Genomic DNA, 18,999 nt, shown 5'->3' with positions numbered 1-18,999 from the left:
GCGGCTCATCGCGTTGCGCGCAGCGCGTCGATCGCGTCGAGCACTGCCTCGGGCGTGGCCGGCGCGCGCAGCGGCGGGTCGACGCGGTGGCCGCCGACCGCCGAGACCGCGTCGCGGATCGCCAGGAACACCGAGAACGGCAGCAGCAGCGGCGGCTCGCCGACGGCCTTGCTGCGGTGGATGCTGTCCTCCACGTTGTCGTTGTTCTCGAACAGCGCGGTGCGGAACACCGGCGGGCAGTCGTTCGCGGTCGGGATCTTGTAGGTGCTGGGGGCATGCGTCATCAGCAGCCCGGTCTTCGGGTGCCAGACCAGCTCTTCCATCGTCAACCAGCCCATGCCCTGGATGAACGCACCCTCGACCTGGCCGATGTCGACCGCCGGGTTCAGCGAGCGGCCCACGTCGTGCAGCAGGTCGGCGCGCAGCAGGCGGAACTCGCCGCTCAGCGTGTCGATCACCACCTCGGCGACCGCAGCGCCGTAGGCGAAGTAGTAGAACGGCCGACCCTGCAGCGTCTCGCGGTCCCAGTGCAGGCCCGGCGTGGCGTAGAAGCCGTCGCTCCACAACTGCACGCGCGCGGCGTAGGCCTGCGCCACCAGGTGGTCGAACGGCAGGCTGTGCCCGTTGACCAGCACGTGGTCGTCGGCGAAGCGCACCGCCTCCGGCGTGCCGCCGTGCGTCGCGGCGGCCAGCGCGGCGAGGCGCTCGCGCAACTGCCGCGCCGCGTCCTGCGCGGCCTTGCCGTTCAGGTCGCTGCCGGTCGACGCCGCGGTGGCCGAGGTGTTGGCGACCTTGTGGGTGTCGGTGGCGGTCACGCGCACGCGCTCGAAGGCGATGCCGAGCTCGTGCGCCACCACCTGCGCCACCTTGGTGTTCAGGCCCTGGCCCATCTCGGTGCCGCCGTGGTTCACCAGCACCGAGCCGTCGGTGTAGATGTGCACCAGCGCGCCGGCCTGGTTGAAATGCGCCACATTGAACGAGATGCCGAACTTCACCGGCGTCAGCGCCAGGCCCTTCTTCAGCACCGGGCTGGTGGCGTTGTAGGCGGCGATGGCGGCGCGCCGTGCTGCGTAGTCGCTGCTCTCGGCTAGCGTGTCGACCAGTGGCGCGATCACGTTGTCGTCGACCTGCTGGCCGTAGGGCGTGACGTTGTTCGAGGTCGTGCCGTAGAAGTTGGCGCGCCGCACCGCCAGCGGGTCGATGCCGAGCCGGCGCGCCACCGAGTCGAGGATGACCTCGATCGCGATCGCGCCCTGCGGCCCGCCGAAGCCGCGGAACGCGGTGTTGCTCTGGGTGTTGGTGCGCGCGCTGTGGCCGTGCATCGCCACCTCGGGCAGCCAGTAGGCGTTGTCGAAGTGGCACAGCGCGCGCGTCATCACCGGGCCCGACAGGTCGGCGCTCCAGCCGGCGTTCGAGACCATCGTCACCTCGGCCGCCAGCACGCGGCCGGCCTCGTCGCAGCCGACCTCCCACGCGTACTCGAAGCCGTGGCGCCGGCCGGTGACGAGGAAATCGTCGTCGCGGTCCACGCGCAGCTTCACGGGCCGCTGTAGCCGGGCTGCAGCCACCGCGGCGACGCAGGCGAACACCGCCGACTGCGACTCCTTGCCGCCGAAGCCGCCGCCCATGCGCCGGCACTCCACCTGCACCTGGTTCGAGCGCCAGCCCAGTGCATGCGCGACCAGGTGCTGCATCTCGCTCGGGTGCTGGGTCGAGCAATGCACCTTGAGCCCGGCGTTCTCGGTCGGGCAGGCATAGGAGATCTGGCCTTCCAGGTAGAACTGCTCCTGGCCGCCGACGCTGAGCGTGCCTTGCATGCGGTGCGGTGCGGCGGCGAGCGCGGCGCGCAGCGCGCCAGGCGCCGACTCGCGCACCAGGTGCATGTCGGGCAGCACGTACTGCCGCTTCGCGTGCGCCTCCAGCGCGTTCAGCACCGGCGGCAACGGTTCGATCTCGAGCACCGCCTTCGCCTGGGCGGCGGCGCGGCGCGCCAGCTCGCGATCGGTCGCGATCACCGCGAACACCGGCTGGCCGAGGTAGTGGACGTGGCCGGCGGCGAGGATGGGCTCGTCGTGCACGATCGGGCCGCAATCGTTGGGGCCGGGGATGTCGGCCGCGGTCAGCACCGCCACCACGCCGGGCAGGGCCTTCAGCCGCTCGACGTCGATCGCCTTCAGCACGCCGTGCGCCACCGGCGACAGACCCAGTGCCGCGTGCAGCGTACCGGCCAGTTCGGGCAGGTCGTCGATATAGGGTGCCGCGCCGGCCACGTGCAGGTGAGCCGACTCGTGCGGCCGTGCGCGGCCGGCCTCGGGGGCGTTCTGCGCCGAGAGGGGCTGGGTGTCGCTGTCGACGAGGAAGGCGTCGGCCTGCTTGTTCACCGGAGTCTCCTGTTCATGGCCGAGGCTCCTGTGGCCGCGCTGCGGCGAGGTGGCGGGTGGGGCCGGCTCCGCTTAGCGGGGGTACCCGATGCGCTACGCCGACCCCACCCGCCACCTCGCCGCGGAGGCATCGGTGTGATGGTCGAAATGAACCGCGCGTTCGGCGGGGTCGTGGGCGGGTGAGTGGCAGCGCGCATCGGGTACCCCCGCTAAGCGATGACGCTCGCCCGCCCATGACCCCGCACGCGCCCGCCAAGAACGACAGGATCAGACAACAAAAGGGTGCTCATGGAAGCGGTACGGTCCGACTCAGGCGGCCGCCCACACGTTGGTCTGCGTGATCGGCAGCGGCGCGACCGGCCGCGTCTCCAGCCACAGCCGCATCAGCAGGTTCTGCGATGCGCGCAGGCGGTAGCCGGCCGACGCCCGCATGTCGGTCAGCGGCGCGTAGTCGGTGGCCAGCGCGGCCATCGCCGCCCGTACAGTGGCCTCGGTCCAGGGCTGCCCGACGATGGCCGCCTCCGTGGCCGCAGCCCGCTTGACGACCGCTGCCATGCCGCCGAACGCGAAGCGCGCCTGCACCACCGTCTCGCCATCGAGCGTGAGGGCGAGGCCGGCGCACACCGCCGAGATGTCGCAGTCGAAGCGCTTGCTGAGCTTGTAGGCCCGCACCTGCGTCGCCGCGGCCGGACGCGGCAGCTCGATGGCCTCGATGAACTCGCCGGGTGCCAGCCGGTTCAGCATGTAGTCGACGTAGAAGTCGGCGAGCGGCAGGCGGCGCTGCTGCGCGCCACGGCGCAGCAGCAGCACGGCGTCGAGCGCCAGCAGCACCGGCGCGCTGTCGCCGATCGGCGAGCCGTTGGCGACGTTGCCGCCCATCGTGCCGGCGTTGCGCACCGGCAGCGACGCGAAGCGGCGCCACACCTCGGCGAGCGCCGGCGCGACGCCGACCAGCGCGCGCCAGGCGTCCTCGAGCGGCGCGCCGGCACCGATACGCAGCGTGTCGCCCTGCCACTCGATGCGCTTGAGCGCGTCGACATCGCCCAGGTAGACGATCTCGCCGAGCGCGCGGAACTGCTTGTTGACCCACAGCCCGATGTCGGTGGAACCGGCCAGCAGCCGTGCCTGCGGCCGCGCTTCGACCAGCGCAGCCAGCGCCTCCAGCGTGCGCGGGGTGTGGAAGCCGGCCGCGGGTTCGGCGGTGTCATCGCCGGGCTGCTGCGCTTGCAGCGAGCGCAGCGCCGCGACGATGGGCGCGGTGTCCAGCCGCTTCGGCGGCAGCATGAACATGCGCTCGCCGGCGTCGAGGATGGGGCGGTAGCCGGTGCAGCGGCACAGGTTGCCCGACAGCTCGTCGGCCAGGTCGGCGCGCGTCGGCTGCGTGCCGGCCTCGCAGTGCCGCTCGTAGCAGGCCGCGAGCGACATCGTGAAGCCCGGCGTGCAGAAGCCGCATTGCGAGCCGTGGCAGTCGACCAGCGCCTGCTGGACCGGGTGCAGCGTGGCGTCGCCGGGCGTCGCCACGGCCGCACCCTGGGCAATCGCCTGCAGGTCCTCGACCGTCAGCAGCGCCTTGCCGTGCAGCGTGGGCAGGAACTGGATGCAGCTGTTCACCGTGCGCAGGCTCAGGCCGCCGACCACGGTGGCGCGGGCCGAGGCCGTGCCTACCGCGTCGGCGTGCTCGGCCAGCTCGGCGACCACCACCGTGCAGGCGCCGCAGTCGCCCTCGTTGCAGCCTTCCTTGGTGCCGGTGCAGCGGGCGTCCTCGCGCAGCCAGTTCAGCACGCTGCGCGTCGGCGCCGCGTCGTCGACGGCGACGACGCGGCCGCGGTGGAAGAAGCGAACGGCTGGCAGGCTCATTGCGTGGCGTTGGAGGCGGCGGGCGGGCAGGGCGCGTCGGAACGAACGGTGCGCTTCGTTCCGAAGGTACTCCAGGCCGGTCCCATGCGAATACGATGCCAGCGATAACCGGTATGCAGATGACGATATGAGCCAGCCCACGCTTTTCGACAAGATCGAGCTCCATCTCGTCCGCGTCCTCCACACCGTGATCACCGAACGCAGCGTGTCGCGCGCCGCCCTCAGGTTGCGCACCACCCAGCCGGCCGTCAGCGCCCAGCTGAAGCGCCTGCGTGCGCTGGTCGGCGACCCGTTGTTGGTGCGCTCCGGCACCGGGATGGCGCCGACCGCGGTGGCGCTGCAGCTGCTGGAGCCGGCCGCCGAGCTGCTGCGCAGCGCCGAGCGGCTGTTCGGCTCGCGCGCCGAGGCGCTGGCCTTCGATCCGGCGCACAGCGAGACGACCTTCCGCGTCGCCGCGAGCGACTACCTCGATCCGCAGTTCCTGCCCGAGCTCGTGACGCGGCTGCGCGCCGAAGCCCCTGGGACGCGGGTGGAGGTGCTGCCGCTGTCGGCCGAGTTCGACTACCGCAAGGGCCTGGCGCGCGGCGAGGTCGACCTGGTGATCGGCAACTGGCTGCGGCCGCCGGCCGAACTGCATCTCGGGCGCCTGCTGTCCGACGAGATCGTCTGCCTGGTCGCCGAGGACCACCCGGCGGTGAAGAGCCCGCGTGGCTGGACCGCCGAGCGCTACCTGGCCAGCGAGCACATCGCGCCGACGCCGCTGCATCCCGGCGCGCGCGGCGTGATCGACGAGCACCTCGACGCGCTGGGCCTGGCGCGCGACATCGTGGTGCGCAGCCCCTACTTCGGCCTGGGGCCGCAGATGGTGGCGCGCTCGCGCCTGGTGCTGACGACCGGCCGGCTGTTCTGCAGCCGCTACGTCGGCCAGGTGCCGGGACTGCGCATCGTGCGCTGCCCGGTGGCATTCCCGGCGCTGGTGTACTACCAGCTCTGGCACGAACTCAGCCACCAGTCGGCCGCCGGCCGCTGGCTGCGCGGCGTGATGCGAGACGTGGCGCGCGGCCTGCCGAAGCCCGGCGCTGCCGCCGCGCGCGCCGGCGTCCACTGATCCACTCACCGGAGCGCCACATGAGCAAGCGGCTGGCCCTGTTCGGCGACCTGCTCGACATCGAGGCCGATCCCGGCTTCGCAGCGCCCGGCGACGCCGCCGGCGTGCGCTACCGGCCCGACCACTGGCTGCTGGTCGAGGACGGCCGCATCGTCGGCGCCGAGCCGGCCCGCGCCGGCAGTGGCCCCGACGCGAGCTGGCAGCGCGTGGACCACGCGGGGCGGCTGATCACGCCGGGCTTCATCGACACCCACGTGCACTGCCCGCAGCTCGACGTGATCGCGAGCTACGGCACCGCGCTGCTCGAGTGGCTGAACACCTACACCTTCCCGGCCGAGCTGCGCTATGCCGATCCGCTGGTGGCGGCCAGCGGCGCCGAGCGCTTCGTCGATGCGCTGCTGGCGCACGGCACCACGTCGGCGGTGGTGTTCCCCACGGTGCACAAGGTCGCGACCGAGGCGCTGTTCGCGTCGGCCCGCTCGCGCGGCATGCGGCTCGTCGCCGGCAAGGTGCTGATGGACCGCCACGCGCCCGATGGCCTGCGCGACGACGTGCTGCAGGCCGAGCGCGATTGCGCCGAGCTGATCGCGCGCTGGCATGGCAACGGCCGCCTGTCCTATGCGGTGACGGTGCGTTTCGCAGCCACCAGCACGCCCGAGCAACTGGCGATGGCCGGTCGGCTGTGCCGCGAACACCCGGGCGTCTACATGCAGACCCACGTGGCGGAGAACACCGACGAGGTGCGCTGGATCGCCGAGCTGTTCCCCGAGGCGCGCAGCTACCTCGACGTCTACCACCGCCACGGCCTGCTGCACGAGCGCGCGGTGCTGGCGCACGGCATCTGGCTCGACGACACCGACCGCGCGCTGCTGCGCGACACCGGCGCGCAGATCGCCTTCTGCCCGTCCAGCAACCTGTTCCTCGGCAGCGGGCTGTTCGACTGGCAGGCCGCGGTCGACACCGGCTACCGCGTGTCGATGGCCAGCGACGTGGGGGGCGGCACCAGCCTGTCGATGCTGCGCACGCTGGCCGACGCCTACAAGGTGCAGGCGCTGCGCGGCGTGAAGCTCAGCGCCTGGAAGGCGATGCATGCCGCGACGCGCGGCGCTGCCGAGGCGCTGGGCCTGGCGCACGAGATCGGTCACCTCGGCAACGGCGTGCTGGCCGACCTGGCGGTGTGGGACTGGGCGGTCGGTCCGGTCGCGACACACCGCGATGCGGTGGCGCGCCGCGGCCGTGCCGGCGTGTCGCCGCTGGCCGCGCTGCACGAGCGCGTGTTCGCCTGGATGACATTGGGCGACGAGCGCAATCTGGTCGCGACCTACGTGGCCGGTGCGTGCCGCCACGAGCGCGGCTGAACGCGGGTCCGCGGGCTCGTCGAGCACCGGCCGCATCGACGGTGGGCGAACCGGTTCGTCGTTGGATTCAACATGGTGCACAAATTGGTATACCAAAAGTGCGATGCCTCCTTTGGTGGCATCCGGGCCGCTGGAGAGGCCTTTTCTTCTGGTACGGAAGTTGCGGTCCGACGCCTCACCACTCCTCCGAAGGACCATGATGAATCCGACCTGCAAGACCGCCCTGGCGCTCGCGCTTGCCGCGCTGAGCTGCACCAGCTTCGCCGCCGACTGGAGCGACACCGCGATCAGCGTTCGTTACGGCACCAAGTTCGCCGAGCCCTACAACAACAACCCCGACGGATCGCGCAACGACATCACCAAGACGATCGTCGGCCTCACGCATGTGAGCGGCTACAAGTACGGCGTCAACTTCTTCAACGCCGACCTGCTGCTGTCGGACCGCAACGATCCGGGCGACGGCACGCCCGGTGCCTCCGGTGCGCAGGAGGTCTACATCGTCTACCGCCACCTGCTCGACTTCGGCAAGGTCATGAGCAAGGACCTCAAGGTCGGCCCGGTGCGCGGCTTCGGCTTCACCGCCGGCTTCGACTGGAACACCAAGAACGACGGCTACGCGTCGAAGAAGCGCATGTTCGTGTTCGGCCCGACGGTGATGTTCGACGTGCCGGGCTTCGCCAACCTCTCGCTGCTGGCCTTCAAGGAAAGCAACTCGCCCAAGGGCATCGCCGACCGCTACACCTACGACACCCATCCGGCACTGGCGGCGGAGTGGGGCATCCCGATCGGCAGCCTGCCGCTGGCCTTCGAGGGCTATGCGCTCTACATCGGCGACAAGGGCACCAACGAGTTCGGCGGCCCGACCAAGCCCGAGACCCACATCGACATGAAGCTGATGCTCGACGTCGGCGTGCTGGCCGGCGGCCCCAAGGGCACCTTCAAGGTGGGCCTCGCCTACGAGTACTGGAAGAACAAGTTCGGCAACCCGACCGAGACCCCGGGGGCCGGCGACGGTGCGACCGCGCGCACGCCGATGATCCGGGCCGAGTACCACTTCTGATCTGCAGCGGGCGAGCCGCTCCCCCGGCTCGCCCCTGACCGTCTGCCGCCCATGCTCCGTCTCGAACTCCTCGGCATCAGCAAGCAGTACCCCGCCGTCAAGGCCAACGACGGCGTGAGCCTGCGCGTGGCGCCGGGCCAGATCCATGCGGTGCTGGGCGAGAACGGTGCGGGCAAGTCCACGTTGATGAAGATCATCTACGGCGCCGTGCGGCCCGACGCCGGCGAGATGATCTGGGACGGCCGCCAGGTGCAGATCGCGAGCCCGGCGCAGGCGCGCCAGCTCGGCATCAGCATGGTCTACCAGCACTTCAGCCTGTTCGACACCCTGACGGCGGCCGAGAACGTGTGGCTCGGCCTCGACAAGAGCCTGTCGCTGGCCGAGGTGACGGCGCGCATCGTGGAGGTCTCCAAGGTCTACGGGCTCGAGGTCGACCCGCAGCGGCCGGTGCATTCACTGTCGGTCGGCGAGCGTCAGCGCGTCGAGATCGTGCGCGCGCTGCTCACCGATCCCAAGCTGCTGATCCTCGACGAGCCGACCTCGGTGCTGACGCCGCAGGCCGTCGAGACGCTGTTCGTCACGCTGCGCCAGCTGGCCGAGCGCGGCTGCTCCATCCTCTACATCAGCCACAAGCTCGACGAGATCCGCGCGCTGTGCCACCACTGCACGGTGCTGCGCGGCGGCAAGGTCACCGGCGAGGTCGATCCGCGCACCGTCGGCAATGCCGACCTGTCGCGGCTGATGATCGGCGCCGAGCCGCCGAAGCTGCAGCACATCCAGGCGCGCCTCGGCGACGTGGCACTGCAGGTGAGCGGCCTGACACTCGCGAAGCAGTCGCCGTTCGGCACCGACCTGAAGGACATCGGCTTCGAGGTGAAGGCCGGCGAGATCGTCGGTGTGGCCGGCGTCTCGGGCAATGGCCAGCAGGAGCTGATGGCCGCGCTGTCGGGCGAAGACCCGCGCGCGCCGCTCGGCGCGGTGAAGCTGTTCGGGCAGGACATCGGCCGGCAGCCGCCGCGCGCCCGCCGCGCGCTGGGCCTGCACTTCGTGCCCGAGGAGCGGCTGGGGCGCGGCGCGGTGCCGACGCTGTCGCTCGCCGCGAACACGCTGCTGACGCGCACCGAGGCGGTGGGCCGCGGTGGCTGGCTGCGCATGGCCCAGGTGCAGCGCCTGGCCACGGCGCTGATCGCCGCCTTCAATGTCAAGGCTGGCGGGCCGAAGGCGGCCGCGAAGAGCCTGTCGGGCGGCAACCTGCAGAAGTTCATCGTCGGCCGCGAGATCGACGCGCGGCCGAAGCTGCTGATCGTCTCGCAGCCGACCTGGGGCGTCGACGTCGGTGCGGCCGCACAGATCCGCGGCGCGCTGCTGAAGCTGCGCGACGAAGGCTGCGCGGTGCTGGTGGTCAGCGAGGAGCTCGACGAGCTGTTCGAGATCAGCGACCGCCTGCTGGTCATCGCGCAGGGCCGCCTGAGCCCGAGCGTCGCGACGATGCGGACCACGGTCGAGCTGATCGGCGAGTGGATGAGCGGCCTGTGGCCGAAGGCCGATGCCCCCGGGGACCTGCGCCATGCTTAAGCTCGAGGCCCGGGCCCAGCCGTCGCAGGCGATGTCGCTGGCGTCGCCGCTGATCGCGCTGGCGCTCACCGTGCTGCTGGCCAGCCTGCTGTTCGTCGCGCTCGGCAAGGACCCGCTGAAGGGCCTGGGCATCTTCTTCCTCGAGCCGCTGAACGGCCTGCGCTCGGTATCGGAGGTGCTGCTGAAGGCCACGCCGCTGATCCTGTGCGCGCTGGGCCTCGCGGTCTGCTACCGCTCGAACGTCTGGAACATCGGCGCCGAAGGGCAGTTCTTGCTCGGCGCCATCGCCGGCGGCGGCGTCGCGCTGTGGCTCACCAACCTGGGCGTCAGCGGCGTGCGGGGCCTGTACTCGCCGCTGGTGCTGCTGGCCGGCGTGGTGGGCGGCATGGCCTGGGCGGCCGTCACCGCGCTGCTGCGCGACCGCTTCAACGCCAGCGAGATCCTGGTCAGCCTGATGCTGGTCTACGTGGCCCAGCAACTGCTGAACTACCTGGTGTTCGTGCCCTGGAAGGATCCGGGCGGCTTCAACTTCCCGCAGACGAAGACCTTCGACGCGTCGACCTGGCTGCCGACCCTGCTGCCGGGCTCGCGGCTGCACTGGGGCTTCGTGCTGGCGCTGGTGATGGTGGTGCTGTTCTGGGTCTTCCTGTTCCGCTCCTGGCGCGGCTACCAGTTGCAGGTCGGCGGGCTGGCGCCGGCGGCGGCGCGCTATGCCGGCTTTTCGGCGCGCGCCTCGCTGTGGACCGCGCTGCTGATGTCGGGCGGCATGGCCGGCCTGGCCGGTGCGATGGAGGCGGCCGGGCCGCTGCGCCAGCTCACGCCGCATGTCTCTACCGGCTATGGCTTCACCGCGATCATCGTCTGCTTCGTCGGCCGCCTGCATCCGCTGGGCATCGTGTTCTCCGGCGTGCTGCTGTCGATGCTGCTGATCGGCGGCGAACTCGGCCAGTCGCGCCTGGGTCTGCCGAACGCGCTGACCGGCGTGTTCCAGGGTCTGCTGCTGTTCCTGCTGCTGGCCTGCGATACCTTGATCCACTACCGCGTGAAATGGAGCCCCCCCGTTGCGGCTGCGCCGCTCCCCCCCGGGGGGGCGCCGCTGGCGGGCCGGCGGAGCCGGACCCGCGGCGGCCGCTCGGTCGAGGAGTCGGCGCCATGAACGAGGTCGCGCTGCTGATCGCCGCGACGCTGGCCTCGGGCACGCCGCTGGCCATCGCCGGGCTGGGCCTGCTGCTGAACGAGAAGGCCGGGGTGCTGAACCTCGGCGCCGAGGGGATGATGCTGGTCGCCGCGATCGCCGGCTTCGCCGCGGCGCTGTACACCGGCAGCGACACGCTGGCCTTCGCGGCCGGCGCGCTGGCCGGCATGGCGATGGCGGCGCTGTTCGCGCTGCTCGTGATCGGCCTCAACACCAACCAGTACGCGACCGGCCTGGCGCTGAGCCTGTTCGGCGCGGGCTTCTCGGCCTTCGTCGGCGTCGACCTGGTGGGCAAGAAGCTGGCCGATCGCGCGCCGTTCGAGATCCCGCTGCTGGCCGACATCCCCTTCTTCGGTCCGGCGCTGTTCCGCCAGCACCCGATGGTCTACCTGGCGATCGCCGCGGTGCTCGGGCTGAGCTGGTTCCTGTACCGCAGCCGCGCCGGGCTGGTGCTGCGCGCGGTCGGCGAGTCGCCCGAGTCCGCCCATGCGCTGGGCTACCCGGTGCGCTCGATCCGCTTCGCCGCGGTGGTGGCCGGCGGCGCGCTGTGCGGCGTGGCCGGTGCCTTCCTGTCGGTGGTGTACGCGCCGCTGTGGGTCGAGGGTCTGGTGGCCGGGCGCGGCTGGATCGCGCTGGCGCTCACCACCTTCGCCACCTGGCGACCGGCACGTGTCTTGCTCGGTGCCTATCTGTTCGGCGGCGTGACGATGCTGCAGTTCGCGTTGCAGGGCGCGGGCGTGGAGGTGTCGAGCCAGCTGCTGTCGATGCTGCCCTACATCGCCACGATCGTCGTGCTCGCCCTCATCTCGCGCAACCCGCTGTGGATCCGCATCAACATGCCCGCCTCGCTCGGCAAGCCTTTCCATCCCGGTTCGTGACGGGCAGGCCGGCCGGGCCCTCTCTTCTTTCTTCATCCTTCGCCTCACAGGAGTCAACATGAACCTACCGAGCCAGCGCCGCGCGCTGCTGAAACTGGCGGCCCTGTCGTCCCTCGCGGCGAGCGCGGCGCTGATGGGCTGCGGCAAGAAGGAGGAGCCGGCCGCGCCCGCGCCGACCACGGCGCCTGCCGCCGCCCCGGCCGCGGAGCCGCTGAAGGCCGCCTGGGTCTACGTCGGTCCGGTTGGCGACGCCGGCTGGACCTACGCCCACGACCAGGGCCGCAAGGCCGTCGAGGCGGAGTTCGGCGACAAGGTCAAGACCACCATCGTCGAGAAGGTGCCCGAAGGGGCCGATGCCGAGCGCGTGATCCGCGATCTGGCGGCCCAGGGCAACAAGATCATCTTCGCCACCTCGTTCGGCTACATGGAGCCGATGCTGAAGGTGGCCGGCGAGTTCCCGGACGTGAAGTTCGAGCACGCCACTGGCTACAAGATGGCGCCGAACATGCGCCTCTACGACGCCAAGTTCTACGAGGACGCCTATGTGGCCGGCATCATCGCCGGCACGATGAGCAAGAGCGGGACGATCGGCTTCGTCGGCTCCTTCCCGATCCCCGAGGTGCTGCGCAACATCAACGCCTACACGCTGGGCGCGCAGAGCGTGAACCCGAAGATCAAGACCAAGGTGGTGTGGGTGAGCACCTGGTTCGATCCGCCGAAGGAAGGCGAGGCCGCGCAGTCGCTGATCAACGGCGGTGCCGACGTGCTGCTGCAGAACACCGATTCCTCGGCCGTTCTGCAGACCGCCGAGAAGAATGGCAAGTACGCCTTCGGCTGGGACAGCGACATGAGCGCCTTCGCGCCCAAGGCCCACCTGGCGAGCTGCATCGTCGATTGGGGCGGCTACTACAAGAAGGCCGTCAAGGACGTGATGGACGGGACCTGGAAGAGCGAGCGCACCGTGTGGGGCGTCAAGGAAGGCCAGAACGATCTGGTCAAGGTGGCCGACGTGGTGCCCGAGGACACCAAGAAGAAGGTCGACGAGGCGAAGGCCGGCATGAAGGCCGGAACCTTCGAGGTCTTCACCGGCCCGGTCGTCACCAACGACGGCAAGGAGGTGCTGGCCAAGGGCGTGGCGGCCGACCAGGCCTGGAAGGACAAGATCGACTTCTACGTGAAGGGCGTCGAAGGCAAGATACCGTCGGCCAAGTAGGCGACTCGCGTCGCCGCGCCCCCGGCGCGGCCCTGCGGTCCGGTACGCCGCCTGCGCAGCGCCGCAGGCGGCGTCCTGCCTTTCGATGACGAAGAAGGGAGCGCGATGAACGACGAGCAGCGCTGGTGCTATCCGGTGGCCGCGGCGAAGGATCTGGGCGCCAGCCCGCTGCCGGTCACGCTGTTCGACGAGGATCTGGTGCTGTGGCGCGACGAGACCGGCACGCCGCACGCCTTCACCGACCGCTGTCCGCACCGCGGCACGCGGCTCTCGCTCGGCGCGGTGCGCGTGGTCGACGGCCGGGCGCAGCTCGAGTGTCCGTACCACGGCTGGCGCTTCGACGGCGATGGGCGCTGCCTGCACATCCCGGCGCTGCCCGACTTCATGCCGGCGGCCGGCCATGCGGCGCGATCCCATCCGCTGCGCGAGGCGAACGGCCTGCTGTGGGTCGTGCCCGATGGCGACGCCACGGCCTGCCTGCCCGACCCGGGCCCGGTACCGGGCCGCGCTGTCGTCTGCGGCCCCTACGATGTCGCGACCTCGGCGCCGCGGGTGGTCGAGAACTTTCTCGACACCTCGCACTTCGCCTTCGTGCACGAGGGCTGGCTCGGCGACCGCGGCCACACCGAGGTGCCGGCCTATGACGTGGTGCTCGGTGCCGACGGTGCGCCCGGCGTGCCGCACTACCGCGCGTGGCAGCCGCAGGCCAGTGCGCAATCGGCCGCCGGGGCCTGGGTCGACTACCGCTACCAGGTGCTGTCACCCTGCAGCGCCTTGCTGGTCAAGCAGGTCGGCGACGACGCTCAGGCGACGCAGGAGGCCTATGCGCTGTGGGTCGTGCCGCTGGAACCCGAACGCAGCCGCGTGTGGTTCACGTTGTTCACCGGCGATGCCGCCACGCCCGAGGCGACGCTGCGCGCGTTCCAGCACGGCATCTTCGCGCAGGACCGGCCGGTGCTCGAATCGCAGCGGCCGCGCCGGCTGCCGCTGAGCGGCGGCGAGGCCCACTGCGCGGCCGATCGTCTGAGCGCTGCCTACCGCCGCTACCTGCAGACGCAAGGCTTCACCTACGGCACCTGCTGAGGGGCGCGGGTCGCTTGGCAGCCTCGGCCGCATGCCATGCTCGGGCAACCGACAGACGATCGTGAAGGAGCCTAACGATGAATCGACCGACCCGCACGCTACCGTTCGACCCGGCCCGCGTCGGGCGCGAGGCGCTGCCGGCGTTGCTGCACGGCATGCCGAAGGCCGAACTCCACATCCACATCGAGGGCTCGCTGGAGCCGGAGCTGATCTTCGCGCTGGCCGGCCGCAACGGCGTCACCTTGCCCTATGCCGGCGTCGATGCGCTGCGCGCGGCCTATGCGTTCAGCGACCTGCAGAGCTTCCTCGACATCTACTATGCCGGTGCGAGCGTGCTGCTGGAGGAGGCGGACTTCTTCGACATGGCCATGGCCTACTTCCGTCGTGCCGCCGCGGACTGCGTGGTCCACGCCGAGCTGTTCTTCGACCCGCAGACGCACACCGAGCGCGGGGTGCCTGTCGAGACGGTGATCCGGGGCCTGACTCGCGCTCGCGCAAAGGCGCAGCAGGAGCTGGGTGTGAGCAGTGAACTGATCCTGTGCTTCCTGCGCCACCTCAGCGAGGACTCGGCCTTCCAGACGCTGGAGCAGGCGTTGCCCTGGCGCGAGCATTTCATCGGCGTCGGCCTCGACAGCAGCGAGCGCGGCCATCCGCCGGAGAAGTTCGCGCGGGTGTTCGCGCGCTGCCGGGAGCTCGGGCTGCGCCTTGTGGCCCATGCCGGCGAGGAGGGACCGCCGGCCTATGTGTGGAGTGCGCTCGACGTGCTGAAGGTCGAACGCATCGATCACGGCGTGCGCAGCCTCGAGGACCCGGCGCTGGTGGCGCGCCTGGCCGCCGAGCGCATACCGCTGACGGTGTGCCCGTTGTCGAACGTGAAGCTGCGCGTGTTCGACACGATGGCGCGGCATCCGCTCGCGGCGATGCTCGACGCTGGCCTGTGCGCCACCGTCAACTCCGACGACCCGGCCTATTTCGGCGGCTACCTGAACCAGAACTTCACCGAGACCTTCGAGGCGCTGCCGGCACTGGGCGCCGCTCAGGCCTACCAGCTGGCACGCAACAGCTTCGAGGCCAGCTTCGCGAGCGCGGCGCAGAAGGCGCGGTGGTGCGATGCTCTCGATGCGCACTTCGCGGCGATCTGATGCGAAAGGGAAAGGCCGGTCGACGAGCGACTGCCTTCGGGCTGACCGCTCCTCCTCTACTTCGCTCCACACAGCGGCCCGTCACGGCGCTTCGATACACCGTGCTGCGCCGGGGTTCGAAGACCTTCGCAAGTCACGGTAGTGCGTGCGACCAGGGCGTCGGGTGAATGGCGAAGAGAGGTAAAGGAGGAGCGGTCGGCCGCAAGGCCGGACGCGGGGGACACGAACGGAGCCGTTCACCCGGCGGCCTGGTCAGCAGCGCGCGGTGCGTGCAAATAGCACCCAACAAGCAATCAGCAATCAGCCAAGCGGCAAACAGCCGCAAAGCCCCGCGCGGCGCTCGCCGTGAGCGCTGCGCTACCGTGCATCTTTTGCCGATACGCTCCCCGCTCCTTGCCTGCCTCTCCGATGAACGCGTCCGCCCCGACCCCGCTGACCCCGCCGACCTTGTGGACCCTGGCACGCCGGCAGCTCGTGCGCGACTTCCGCGCCGGCGAACTGCGGCTGCTGATCGTCGCGGTGATGCTGGCGGTTGCGGCGCTCACCGCAGTCGGCTTCTTCGCCGACCGGCTGAACCAGGGCCTGGCGCGCGACGCGCGGTCGCTGCTCGGCGGTGACGCCATCGTCGCGAGCGACCAGCCGGCACCGTCGGGGCTGACCGATCGGGCCCGCGCCGATGGCCTGGTGGTGGCCAACACCGTGAGCTTTCCCAGCATGGGCCGTGCGCCGGAGGCGCAGGGCGGGGCCTCGCGCCTGGTGGCCGTGAAGGCGGCGAGCGACGGCTATCCGCTGCGCGGCCAGCTGAAGATCGCCGATGCGCCGGGGGCACCCGAGCGCCGCGCTGCCGGCGTGCCGGCCCCCGGCAGCGTGTGGGTCGATGCGGCCATCCTCGACTCGCTGAACCTGAAGCCCGGCGATCCGCTGTTGCTCGGCGACGCCAGCCTCACGATCGCGGCGGTCATCACCCTCGAGCCCGATCGCGGGGCCGGCTTCATGAGCTTCGCGCCGCGCGCGCTGCTCAACATCGCCGACCTGCCGGCCACAGGGCTGGTGCAGCCGGCCAGCCGAGTGACCTACCGGCTGGCGCTGGCCGGGCAGGGGCCGGGCGGCGACGCGGCGGTGCGCGGCTACGTGGCGTGGGCCGAGGCCGAAGCCAAGGCGCAGGGCTGGCGCGGGCTGCGCATCGAGTCGCTCGACAGCGGCCGCCCGGAGATGCGCCAGACGCTGGACCGCGCCGCCAAGTTCCTGAACCTCGTCGCGCTGCTGGCTGCGCTGCTGGCAGCCGTGGCGGTGGGCATCGCCGCGCGCGACTTCGCCGGCCGCCACCTCGACGACTGCGCGATGCTGCGCGTGCTGGGCCAGCCGCAGCGCCGCATCGCCGGCGCCTACACGATGGAGTTCGCGGCGGTGGGGTTGATCGCCAGCGGGCTCGGCGTGCTGCTGGGCCTGGCGGTGCACTTCGTGTTCGTCGCCTTGCTGGCCGGGCTGGTCGACTCGGCGCTGCCTGCGCCCAGCGTGTGGCCGGCGCTGTTCGGCCTGGGCGTCGGGCTCACGCTGCTGCTCGGCTTCGGTCTGCCGCCGGTGCTGCAGCTCGCGCAGGTGCCGCCGCTGCGGGTGATCCGGCGCGACCTGGGGGAACTGCGGCCGGCCTCGGTCGGCGTGCTGCTGGCCGGCTTCGCCGGCTTCTCGGCGCTGCTGCTGGCGGTGGCCTCGGACCTGAAGCTCGGGCTCATCACGGTGGGCGGCTTCGCGGTCGCGATCGCGGTGTTCGCGCTGTTGTCGTGGCTGGCGGTGCAGGCGCTGCGGCGCGCGGTCCCGTCGTCGGCCGCCGGCGCACCGCGCTGGCTGGTGCTGGCGACGCGCCAGGTCGCGGCGCGGCCCGGTTTCGCGGTGCTGCAGGTCAGCGCGCTCAGCGTCGGCCTGCTGGCGCTGGTGCTGCTGGTGCTGTTGCGCACCGACCTGATCAGCAGCTGGCGCCAGGCCACGCCGCCCGACGCGCCGAACCGCTTCGTCATCAACGTGCAGCCCGAGCAGGGCGAGGCCTTCCAGCAGCAGCTGCGCGACGGCGGCGTGAAGACCTACGACTGGTACCCGATGATCCGCGGCCGCCTCGTTGCAGTGAACGGCAAGCCGGTCAAGCCCGAGGACTACGCCGAGGACCGCGCACAGCGCCTCGTCGAGCGCGAGTTCAATCTCAGCCACGACGCCCGCCTGCCGGGCCACAACCAGGTCGTCGCGGGCCGCTGGACGGCCGACGAGGCCGGCGCCATCAGCGTCGAGGAAGGGCTGGCGGCGACGCTGGGCGTGAAGCTCGGCGACACGCTGCGCTTCGACATCGCCGGCGTGCAGCAGGACGGCCGCATCACCAGCCTGCGCAAGGTCGACTGGGGCTCGATGCGGGTGAATTTCTTCGTGCTGTTCCCGACCGCGACCCTGCCCGAGGAACTGCCGGCCACCTACATCGCCGCCTTCCGCGCGCCGCCGGCCCAGCCGGGCGCGCCGGGCTTCGACAACGCGCTGTCGCGCGCCTTCCCGAACATCACCAATGTGGACGTGTCGGCCTCGATCGCCCAGGTGCAGCGCGTGCTCGACCAGGTGATCCGCGCGGTCGAGTTCCTGTTCGGCTTCACGCTGGCGACCGGCCTGGTGGTGTTGTTCGCCGCGGTCACCGCGACGCGCGAGCAGCGCGCCCGCGAGTTCGCGGTGATGCGGGCGCTGGGCGCCGGCGGCAAGCTGCTGGCGCGCGTGCAGCGCGCCGAACTGCTGGGGGTGGGCGCGCTGGCCGGCGTGCTGGCCTCGGTAGCCGCGCTGGCGGTCGGCTGGGCGCTGGCGCGCTATGCCTTCGAGTTCACCTGGAGCGCGCCGCTGTGGGTGCCGCTGGCCGGCGGTGCGGCCGGTGCGCTGCTGGCGCTGGCGGCCGGCTGGTGGGGCTTGCGCGAGGTGCTGACGCGTCCGGTCGTCGAGACGCTGCGTCGCGCAGCGCAGTAAGGCGCGGGCGCCGCCCCGCTTGGCGCTACATCGCGTAGCCCACCAGCACCACCTCGGCCGCCTGTTCGCGCAGCGGGATCAGCGCCTGGTAGGCCGGTGAGTGGTACCAGCCCTCGACCGAAGCCGTGTCCGGAAAGCGGATGACGACGGTGTCGGTGAAAGGCGAGCGGCCGCTCAGCTCGACCGCGCGCCGGCCACGCACCAGGATCTCGCCCTGCCAGGGCAGCAGCGTCGCGGGCACCTGGTCCCGGTAGGCCACCCAGGTGTCGGGGTCCCTGATGACGATGTGGCCGATCACGTAGGCGGCGGCGGGGGCAGGGGGCGTGGCGCTCACGTCAGTCGTCCAACTCGGCCTTCGCCATCTCCACGTCCAGGCGCTCCATCGCGTCGGCCGGCTTGCACGCGGCCGCCTGCGCGTAGAGCTGCTCGGCCTCCTTCATGCGCTTGTCGCCCTCCAGCATGACCAGCCCGTTGGCGTACTCCACCATGGCGATCGCGCTGCCGGGATTGAGCTTCAGCGCGGCCTGGAACATCTTCAGCCCGGTCGCGGCGTCGGCGCCCTGGGTCCTGCCGAGCAGCTTGCCGACCTTGTCGATCACCTCGGCGTGGAAGGCGCCGAGCGCGATGTGCGCATCGGCGTGCTTCGGGGCCAGCTTGATGGTGGTCTCCAGCGCGTTCTTCACCTTGCTGCCCAGCCCCTGGGCAAGCGCCTTGGCGACGCTGATGCTCTGGCCGTAGCGGCCCACCGCGTAGGCCATCAGGTAGTGCGCATTGGCGTTCTTCGGCTCGGCGGCCGCCTGGGCCTCGGCGCGCTCGGCGAGTTCGAGGAAGAGGTCGAGCTTGACCTTCTCGCTCTTCTCCAGGTAGTTGGCGTAGATCGCCTGGGCCTTGTTGGCGGCGGTGATGCCTGCTGTTGCCCCATTCGCGCCGGCCTTCAAACCGGCGTCGACCGCCTTCCTGAACTCGCCGGCGTGGAACAGCGCCCAGGCCTCCTGTACCGCGGCGTCCTTGGGCCAGGGCTCGGCGTCGCCGGCGTGCAGCCGGGCCCAGTGCTTCTTCAGCGCCACGGCGTCGTGCACGTAGTCGGCGTTGTCGTAAGGGAAGGCGGTCCACTTGGCCATAGTGCTTGTCTCCTGCGTCGTTCCGGGCAATCGGTCGTTC

Annotated in this window: 14 protein-coding genes; 10 read left to right on the top strand and 4 right to left on the bottom strand. The window is 71.1% G+C overall.

The window, feature by feature from the left end; genetic code table 11:
- Positions 1–5: 5 nt before the first annotated feature.
- Positions 6–2,381: a xanthine dehydrogenase molybdopterin binding subunit gene (gene xdhB / locus ASC67_RS18815; RefSeq protein ID WP_082536121.1), complete on the bottom strand. Its 2,376-nt coding sequence runs from the start codon at positions 2,379–2,381 to the stop codon at positions 6–8.
- A gap of 309 nt (positions 2,382–2,690) precedes the next feature.
- Entirely contained in the window at positions 2,691–4,238 is a 1,548-nt protein-coding gene (gene xdhA / locus ASC67_RS18810; protein ID WP_056325609.1) for a xanthine dehydrogenase small subunit, read from the bottom strand.
- Positions 4,239–4,365: 127 nt separating this feature from the next.
- On the opposite strand from xdhA, the gene ASC67_RS18805 reads away from it, so the two are divergent.
- The 10 genes from ASC67_RS18805 (at position 4,366) to ASC67_RS18760 (ending at position 17,838) form a co-directional block, all read left to right on the top strand.
- Positions 4,366–5,346, top strand: coding sequence for a LysR family transcriptional regulator (locus tag ASC67_RS18805; RefSeq protein ID WP_056325606.1), 981 nt, complete (start codon positions 4,366–4,368; stop codon positions 5,344–5,346).
- Positions 5,347–5,366: 20 nt separating this feature from the next.
- Positions 5,367–6,704, top strand: a complete 1,338-nt coding sequence (guaD, locus tag ASC67_RS18800; protein WP_056325599.1) for a guanine deaminase — start codon at positions 5,367–5,369, stop codon at positions 6,702–6,704.
- Between the two features lie 199 nt (positions 6,705–6,903).
- Entirely contained in the window at positions 6,904–7,764 is an 861-nt protein-coding gene (locus ASC67_RS18795) for an outer envelope protein (RefSeq protein WP_082536132.1), read from the top strand.
- A gap of 51 nt (positions 7,765–7,815) precedes the next feature.
- The gene (locus tag ASC67_RS18790) at positions 7,816–9,339 is read left to right on the top strand and encodes an ABC transporter ATP-binding protein (protein WP_056325588.1); all 1,524 of its coding nucleotides are present in this window, start codon (positions 7,816–7,818) and stop codon (positions 9,337–9,339) included.
- The gene (locus ASC67_RS18785; protein WP_056325583.1) at positions 9,332–10,495 is read left to right on the top strand and encodes an ABC transporter permease; all 1,164 of its coding nucleotides are present in this window, start codon (positions 9,332–9,334) and stop codon (positions 10,493–10,495) included. The genes ASC67_RS18790 and ASC67_RS18785 overlap by 8 nt, the downstream gene beginning before the upstream one ends.
- Positions 10,492–11,412, top strand: a complete 921-nt coding sequence (locus tag ASC67_RS18780; protein ID WP_056325580.1) for an ABC transporter permease — start codon at positions 10,492–10,494, stop codon at positions 11,410–11,412. Before ASC67_RS18785 ends, ASC67_RS18780 begins: the two co-directional genes overlap by 4 nt.
- Before the next feature lie 58 nt (positions 11,413–11,470).
- Entirely contained in the window at positions 11,471–12,625 is a 1,155-nt protein-coding gene (locus ASC67_RS18775; protein WP_056325575.1) for a BMP family ABC transporter substrate-binding protein, read from the top strand.
- A gap of 105 nt (positions 12,626–12,730) precedes the next feature.
- Positions 12,731–13,708 (top strand): aromatic ring-hydroxylating dioxygenase subunit alpha, encoded by a 978-nt coding sequence (locus tag ASC67_RS18770; RefSeq protein ID WP_056325570.1) that lies wholly within the window; start codon positions 12,731–12,733, stop codon positions 13,706–13,708.
- 77 nt (positions 13,709–13,785) lie between these two features.
- Entirely contained in the window at positions 13,786–14,850 is a 1,065-nt protein-coding gene (locus ASC67_RS18765; protein WP_056325566.1) for an adenosine deaminase, read from the top strand.
- Between the two features lie 408 nt (positions 14,851–15,258).
- On the top strand, positions 15,259–17,838 hold the full coding sequence (locus ASC67_RS18760) for an ABC transporter permease (protein ID WP_056325561.1): 2,580 nt from the start codon (positions 15,259–15,261) through the stop codon (positions 17,836–17,838).
- A gap of 25 nt (positions 17,839–17,863) precedes the next feature.
- Here ASC67_RS18760 and ASC67_RS18755 read toward each other — a convergent pair whose 3' ends face one another.
- A complete protein-coding gene (locus ASC67_RS18755; RefSeq protein ID WP_056325557.1) occupies positions 17,864–18,172 on the bottom strand; it encodes a DUF1330 domain-containing protein in 309 nt (102 codons plus the stop codon).
- Between the two features lies 1 nt (position 18,173).
- The gene (locus tag ASC67_RS18750) at positions 18,174–18,959 is read right to left on the bottom strand and encodes a hypothetical protein (protein ID WP_056325552.1); all 786 of its coding nucleotides are present in this window, start codon (positions 18,957–18,959) and stop codon (positions 18,174–18,176) included.
- Positions 18,960–18,999 lie beyond the last annotated feature (40 nt).

Source organism: Methylibium sp. Root1272 (genome assembly GCF_001425905.1).
In the GTDB taxonomy this organism is placed as follows: Bacteria; Pseudomonadota; Gammaproteobacteria; order Burkholderiales; family Burkholderiaceae_C; genus Methylibium.
The sequence above is the reverse complement of the archived record's forward strand: the minus strand, read 5'-3'. Positions and strand labels throughout refer to the sequence as shown.